Annotated in this window: 8 protein-coding genes and 2 pseudogenes; 4 read left to right on the top strand and 6 right to left on the bottom strand. The window is 50.2% G+C overall.

The window, feature by feature from the left end:
• The first annotated feature begins 468 nt into the window (after positions 1–468).
• From H6F80_RS08910 to H6F80_RS31230, 3 genes and pseudogenes are all read left to right on the top strand, one after another.
• Entirely contained in the window at positions 469–834 is a 366-nt protein-coding gene (locus H6F80_RS08910; RefSeq protein ID WP_190791223.1) for a helix-turn-helix domain-containing protein, read from the top strand.
• Between the two features lie 43 nt (positions 835–877).
• Positions 878–1,171 (top strand): annotated as a pseudogene (locus H6F80_RS08905) (transposase); the annotation flags it as partial.
• Positions 1,172–1,183: 12 nt separating this feature from the next.
• Positions 1,184–1,273 (top strand): annotated as a pseudogene (locus H6F80_RS31230) (IS1 family transposase); the annotation flags it as partial.
• Between the two features lie 38 nt (positions 1,274–1,311).
• Here the strand turns inward: H6F80_RS31230 and H6F80_RS08900 are convergent.
• From H6F80_RS08900 to H6F80_RS08875, 6 genes are all read right to left on the bottom strand, one after another.
• On the bottom strand, positions 1,312–1,890 hold the full coding sequence (locus tag H6F80_RS08900) for a putative antibiotic biosynthesis monooxygenase (protein WP_190791221.1): 579 nt from the start codon (positions 1,888–1,890) through the stop codon (positions 1,312–1,314).
• Between the two features lie 122 nt (positions 1,891–2,012).
• Positions 2,013–2,657 carry a flavodoxin domain-containing protein gene (locus H6F80_RS08895; RefSeq protein WP_190791220.1) on the bottom strand — a complete coding sequence of 215 codons (645 nt, stop codon included), beginning with the start codon at positions 2,655–2,657 and terminating at the stop codon, positions 2,013–2,015.
• A 10-nt stretch (positions 2,658–2,667) separates the two neighbouring features.
• The gene (locus H6F80_RS08890) at positions 2,668–3,264 is read right to left on the bottom strand and encodes an isochorismatase family protein (RefSeq protein WP_190791219.1); all 597 of its coding nucleotides are present in this window, start codon (positions 3,262–3,264) and stop codon (positions 2,668–2,670) included.
• Positions 3,265–3,379: 115 nt separating this feature from the next.
• A complete protein-coding gene (locus H6F80_RS08885) occupies positions 3,380–4,045 on the bottom strand; it encodes a hydrolase (RefSeq protein WP_190791218.1) in 666 nt (221 codons plus the stop codon).
• Between the two features lie 164 nt (positions 4,046–4,209).
• Positions 4,210–4,830 carry a glutathione S-transferase N-terminal domain-containing protein gene (locus H6F80_RS08880; protein ID WP_190791217.1) on the bottom strand — a complete coding sequence of 207 codons (621 nt, stop codon included), beginning with the start codon at positions 4,828–4,830 and terminating at the stop codon, positions 4,210–4,212.
• Between the two features lie 41 nt (positions 4,831–4,871).
• Entirely contained in the window at positions 4,872–5,576 is a 705-nt protein-coding gene (locus H6F80_RS08875; RefSeq protein ID WP_190791216.1) for a pirin family protein, read from the bottom strand.
• Positions 5,577–5,752: 176 nt separating this feature from the next.
• Between H6F80_RS08875 and H6F80_RS08870 the strand changes: the two genes are divergently transcribed.
• Complete coding sequence (locus H6F80_RS08870; protein ID WP_190791215.1) at positions 5,753–6,649, top strand: LysR family transcriptional regulator; 897 nt, start codon at positions 5,753–5,755, stop codon at positions 6,647–6,649.
• Positions 6,650–6,761 lie beyond the last annotated feature (112 nt).

The following is a 6,761-nucleotide window of genomic DNA, read 5'->3' as shown; positions in this document are numbered from 1 at the left end:
TCAGAGGGAGACACCGACAATTGCTGGCGATCGCCAGCAGATTCAGCAAAAATATCTTGACTCATTCTCAATCTTTAAAAAAGGGAGCAATAATCATGTAAAAATTGCTTCTCTTCAATGCTCTATTCATTTATGTAACCTTAACTTATGGAATTAACGAAAACTTGTCATCAAACTAGGGTTCGTCCTGTAAGCAATAGAACGATCAGTAATGAGTTAGTCCTAAGTACTAGTCTGCATATGAACTTAAGTTCAAGCTCACATCCAACTTAAGTTGCTCATGATGAATATAGCTTGCAGTTTGCACGATGTAGAACCTATGCAACTATAGGTATCCTAGATAGGATTTGAACAAATGGTAGGTTGAGGGTGTGCCCCAAATTCTATTCGCTCAGCCGATGGAAACGCTCGAGCAGTTTATTCAAAGTAACCCACCTCCGTTGGAACTTAAGCACGCTCGCCGTGCAGATGAGTCAGAGTGGTTACAGTTATCCGCAGATCCGTGACATCCTGCAAGTGTCGGTTGGCTTCATCCCAGCCAGCTATCAACGCTACAAATGCTCAGGTGTGGAGGGACTGCGCTCTAATTATTGGGGCACCCAAGGCTATCTTGATGCCGAGCAGAAGCAAGCGTTGTTCCGGTGGCTCGACGGGCAGAATGCTTGGACGCTGGAGGAGGTGATTGACCATGTTGAGGATGAGTATGGGGTGGTCTACCAATCGCTTCAGAGCTACTATGCTCTGCTCAAAGACGCTGGCTTCAGTTGGAAGAAGGCACAACTCTCTCACCCCGACAAGAATGAAACCCTGATCCAGGAAAAAAAGAGAACTTGAATCGCTACTGGCAACGCATCAATCCGAAATCGCTAGCGAACAATTGAGAGTTTTATTTCTCGATAAATGCCAACTGCTGTGGGGTGATATCAGCGGCTATGGGTGGAGTCGGCGCAAGCAACGAGTGGATGTGGAAATCAAGTCTACCAAGCAACGGCAGACCTATTATGGGGCATTGGATTATCTCACCAAGCAGTTTGTTGTCAAAGAGTACAGCGCAGGCAACGAAGACAATACGGTTGCCTTCTTGCAGTATCTCCAGTCTTTGTATGCTGAGGACACGCGCTTGGTGATTGTTTGGGATGGGGTGAGCTACCACCGCTCAAAGGTCGTGCAGGAATTTCTAGGGCAGACTATTTGCTTTTCAAAATCTGAGCAAATGCACGATACAGTGATAGGGTTGTACATCAATCATTATGAGTTCGGGCTTCAACTCTAACTAAAGCATCAACAAATGTAAAACGCTACCCCAGGAGATTAGGGTTCAGGGTATAACCAGCGTTGGAATAGCTGAGTTAGGCGAGGCATGATCACGTAAGTGAGGAGTGCGACAACCAGTCCCGTCGTAATCAGTTGGTTGAGCAGTATTGGTAACCGGGAAAAAAGCGGTGCCAGTAGACGACTCACGACAGCGAGTGTAACGAACACACCCAGCCAAGTGACGGCTGCCATCTTGTAGCGAGGCGGCAGAGATCTAAGCGGCTGCTTCGGCAGCGTAAACCAGGTCTCTAGTCCGGTCAGCGTTTGAATTAACTCTGGCTTTTCAATCAGCGGCTGCAAGCGCTCAATCCATTGCCGTCGAACATCAGATTCTAGCCAGGTTTTGAGGTTGTCGTAGCGATCGAACTTGAGAATCACCACGTACTCAGGATGCACATGATCACGCGGTCGAATCGCACTCACGCCCAAATGTCCTTTGAAGGTTCGGGCATCTGCGGCAATGCCCTGAAACCACTTCTCGTATCCCTGCTCGCGCCCTGAACGAATTACATGAGAGATGATGGCGGTGACTTGAGCGTCTTCGTCTTTACCGATAGTGAGCGAATCTTCCAACATAAAGCTTGTATCTCCAATAGGCTAAGGGTTAAGCAATAGGGCACTACTCCTGAATAATCGCAATTTGGGGCAGGATGGACGATGGTGATCGCAAGCCAGCGATCGTCATCGAGGCAGCATGGCTATAGTGACATCTGCTGCTCATCCACAGGGGGTCCAGACCCCGAGAATAAGGCAATTAGCTCGGGTGAAGGAGCTTGATTACCCCGTGCCATCAAGTCTTTGCCCTGTAGTGCTGCTGCCACCCGCGCCACATTTGCTCCATGATGATAAGCACACTGAAGCATCTCATCGGTGATGCCAATCGGCTCCATATTCGGCCCACCACTTCTGCCATGCGCGCCCCAGTGACTGCCAGCCACGCCTGCTCCGGGTGTGGTTTTGGGCAACGGCACGATGATCATTCCTGCCGCAGCCATGGCTGCGAGCAGTCCCAGTTGCGTAATTTCAACGCCCGCTCCGGCATTGCCATAACCACCGCCCACAGAAAACACACCGCCAACTTTACCGACCAACTCATCGGTCAGCCACAGGATTTCGATCGTGTTCTCAATGAACTGCTTCACCCGTGCATCAGCGGAGCGATGGCGCACAGGCGTCCCGAGCAACAGCGCATCACAAGCGCGAACCTCTTCTTTGGTTGCCGCTGTTGCCTCGCGTAGAATGACACTCATTGCTTCTACTGATCGTGCCCCGTCCGCAACAGCCTCAGCCATTTTGTGCGTATTCCCCAGCGTTGATGTGTAGACCACCAGGATGTTTGTCATGGCAACTATCCTACGCTTCCAGGAATTTAGACAGAATTTCCTGGTACATAATGGTTTGGATCGTCTGCCCAACTCCTTCTGACCATGAATTGGCAAGCTCTGCCATCACCTGGTTGGTTGAGGTCAATGTAACCCCATGCTTTTCCATGCGCCGGAGGGCAGTTTCGTCTGCCAGCGTTGTAGGTGAGCCGCCTGCATCCACCACAACCTGTACTTCAAACCCATCTTCGATCGCGCTGATGGCGGGATAGACGATGCATACATCATTCGTCAGCCCTGCCATAATCAGCTTTTTCTTACCCGTGGCGATTACTGCATTTTTGTACTCGTCGTATTCCCAACAGTCCACCACGCCCGGACGCTTAATTCGCTTGCTATAGGCTTCAGGTGCGATCTCCTGTAGATCATCGAGCAGCAAACCCTGAAAGTGATCTTCCATGCTGCTAGTTAACACTAGCGACATTCCACTTTCAACTGCCACACGAGCCAACGCACGAGTATTTTGCACAATTTCTTCACGGGGCAAGTTACGCGCCAGTTTGATCGTGCCCTGCTGATGATCAATCAACAGCATTGCCGTGTTCTCAACGGTAAACTTGTTCTTCATGGGATTTTCCTAGGGTTCTGAAAGGACTTTACAGATCGTTATCAGACAGAAATGTTTATCTCCGCTGAGTTTGAAGTGCGATCGCCAGCTCAGCGGAGATAACACAAATCATCAATTATGCATGAGTTAAAGCAGTCGCTTTTGCATTACTGGGAGGCGCACCATGTACCATCGTGTAGGCATACTCCACGCCCACACCGTATGCGCCAGAGTGTTCTTTGACAATCTCAATCACGGCATCGTAGGTTTCCTTGCGTGCCCAATCGCGCTGGTATTCCAGCAACACTTGTTGCCAGGTGACGGGTACAGCACCCGCCTGAATGAGCCGTTGTACTGCCATGTCATGGGCGACTTGAGAGGTGCCACCAGAAGCATCGACAACAAAGTAGACTTCGTAACCTGCTTCAATCGCTTGAATCGCTGGAAAGACGAGACACACTTCTGTCCACAGCGCTGCGATCACCAGCTTCTTGCGACCAATTCGCTCAACCTCAGCCACAAATTTGGTGTCTTCCCAGGAGTTCATGCTGGTGCGCTCGATCGGAGTTTGGTCGGGGAAGATTTCTAGCAGCTGGGGCCACATATAGCCGCTGAAGCTTTGGGTTTCAACAGTCGTCAGAATGGTAGGCACGTTGAACACTTTAGCGGCTTTTGCTAAACCAACTGTGTTGTTGATCAGCGTTTGGCGATCGATATTCGTCACTCCGAACATCATTTGGGGTTGATGATCGATGAAGATGACGGTGGAATTTTCGGGCGTTAACAAGCTGTGAACAGTCATGATGAAATAACTCCTGAAGGTTGAAGAACCGAGTTTGTTGCAGCATGGAATTGGGGAGCGCGGTGACACTTCCCTGCCATACTCCTTGTCAGCGGAGACAAAGACTATGTTTGTGCAAAAGGATCGACTTACTACCCTTTAATTGAACCTTCGACAAATAAAACTTAAAGCGTGATACGTTGTGCCTGCATCGCTCGTTGTACACCCGCATCGTCTGCCATCTGCATCAGGAAGCGGTGCAAGTTGGGGTAGTCGGTGAAGGGTTTTGACAGCGACTTACCCCAGCGACAGAAAACGAACAGATACGGATCGAGAACGGTGCGTCGCTTCTCAACCATGTAGGTGCGATCGCGCATGTGGTGATCGAGCAGTTGAAAGCAGGCATCAATCTGTTTGTAAGCCGCCTCGCGCACGGCAGGATACTGATGCTCGTCCGTGATGTAGCGCTGTGGCAAAAAGTATGGATAGAAAGCAGGGTGAACATCTCCAGTCAGGTAAGACATCCACTTGTGCATTTCATACTGCGCCTCTAGCGTTGGACTGGCACCCAAATGATCGTCTGGAAACTTCTCAGCTAGATACAGCAGGATTGCTTCTGCCTCCGTCAGCACCCGCCCATCCTCCTCAATCAAGGCTGGCACTTTACCGACTGGATTGACAGCTAAAAATTCCGGTTCACGAGTTTTGCCCCGTTCCACTTGATCGAGTTCAAACGGTTTGCCAATCCATTCCAGAACGATGTGAGGGGCAAGCGAACAGGCTCCGGGCATGTAGAACAGTTTCATCACATTCTCCTTGGGGGCGATCGCCCAATTGTCGCGCTAACCTATGCCGCCATGTCGAACAGCAACACTTCCGCATCATCCGCAGCGCCTCGCAGCGTAATCAGGGATTCCTGCGCGATCGCCACCCCATCGCCAGCCGTCAGTGTTTGACCATTAAGTTGCACTGCACCTCGTGCCACTTGCAGCCAAGCCACTCGCCCATTGACAAAGGTATAGCTAACTTCGTCGCCATCGTGTAGCGCAGCCGCATAGAGGTCAACATTTTGATGAATCGTAATCGAGCCATCGCGACCATTGCGCGACCCAACCAGACGCAACTGACCGCGCTTGTCTTCGTCGGTGAATGTTTTCTGCTCGTAGCCTGGTTCAATGCCTTTCTGTTCTGGCAGAATCCAGATTTGCAGGAAATGCACAGGCTCAGTCTTTGAGGCATTGTATTCACTGTGCCTGATGCCCGTTCCAGCCGACATCCGCTGCACATCTCCAGGACGAATCACCGATCCTGTGTCAAGGCTGTCTTTATGTTCTAGTGCGCCTTCAAGGACATAGGAAATGATTTCCATATCGCGGTGTCTATGCGTACTAAAGCCCTGAGCAGGGGCTACCTTATCTTCATTAATTACGCGCAGGTCAGCGAAGCCCATGTGATTGGGATCGTAATACTCGCCAAAGGAAAAGGTATGACGACTATCGAGCCAACCAAAGTTTGCAGCACCTCGAGCTTGAGCGGGTCGTAAGGTAATCATCGAACAAACCTCCAGTGGGTTTGAGAGGAAAAGGGGAAAGGTTAAGGGCGAACTGCCTGAAAGTTCCGTTCGCGCTTTCCTTCGTGGGGACACTATGATTATGATATAGATTCAAATAAAAGACAATATGCTATTTTATCTACAGATTGTCTCCTAAAAAGCTACAATGGTGAGTGATGGATAAGTTTGAAAGCATTCGTGCCTTTACTCAAGTGGTCAACGCCGGTGGCTTTGCGGCAGCGGCAAGAGAGATGGAACTGTCGCGATCGCAGGTCAATAAGTTGGTGATTGCCCTGGAAAACGAACTGGGTGTGCAGTTGCTGCATCGCAGTACACGAGTGGTGACGCCAACCGAAAGCGGGCTGGCGTTTCATGAGCGCTGTGTTGAGATTTTAGCGAGTTTGGAAGAAGCGGAGCGATCGATCACTCAGCTTCAGGCAGAACCCAGAGGGAGACTACGGGTGAATGCGCCAATGACGTTTGGCACAATGCACTTAGCGCCTGCTTTGGCTGACTTTCTGGTGCAGTATCCTGATCTTCAAGTGCAGTTGACCTTGAACGATCGCTTTGTAGACCCGATCGAAGAAGGCTTCGATGTGACGGTGCGAATTGCTAAACCCCAAGAGGTCGCCAGTTTGATTGTGCATCCGCTAACTCCAGCTCCACGAGTTCTGTGTGCGGCTCCGAGCTATTTGGAGGCGAACGGAACACCGACTTATCCCGATGAACTGCGCCACCATTCCTGCTTGCACTACGGTCAGCTTGCGGTTGAAAGTCAGTGGACACTGATTGGAGCCGAGGGAGAACAAACGATTTCAGTGACTGGGGTATTGTGTTCTAACAATGGGGAAGTCCTTCGAGATGCGGCAGTTCGCGGGTTAGGAATTACGATATTGCCGACGTTTGTTGTGGAACCGGAATTGCAACAAGGGACGCTGCAAAGAGTGTTGCCTAGTTATCATCCGCCTGAACTTTCGATTTCGGTGATTTATCCGGTCAATCGTCATCTGTCTACCAAGGTTCGCTTACTGGTCCATTTCCTTCAGGAACACTTTGGCGATCGATCAAATTAGAATCTCAACTGGTTGCGGGTTTTGCTCTCTGGGTGAATTTGTCTGGAAGCCTCTATCTGCTTCAACTTTCATCGACTCAAGCTAAAGTGACACAAGCCTTTTTAGCTGGATG

Source organism: Leptolyngbya sp. FACHB-711, assembly GCF_014695615.1.
In the GTDB taxonomy this organism is placed as follows: domain Bacteria; phylum Cyanobacteriota; class Cyanobacteriia; order Elainellales; family Elainellaceae; genus Leptolyngbya_A.
Note: the sequence above shows the minus strand (reverse complement) of the source record. Positions and strands in the feature narration are given on the sequence as shown.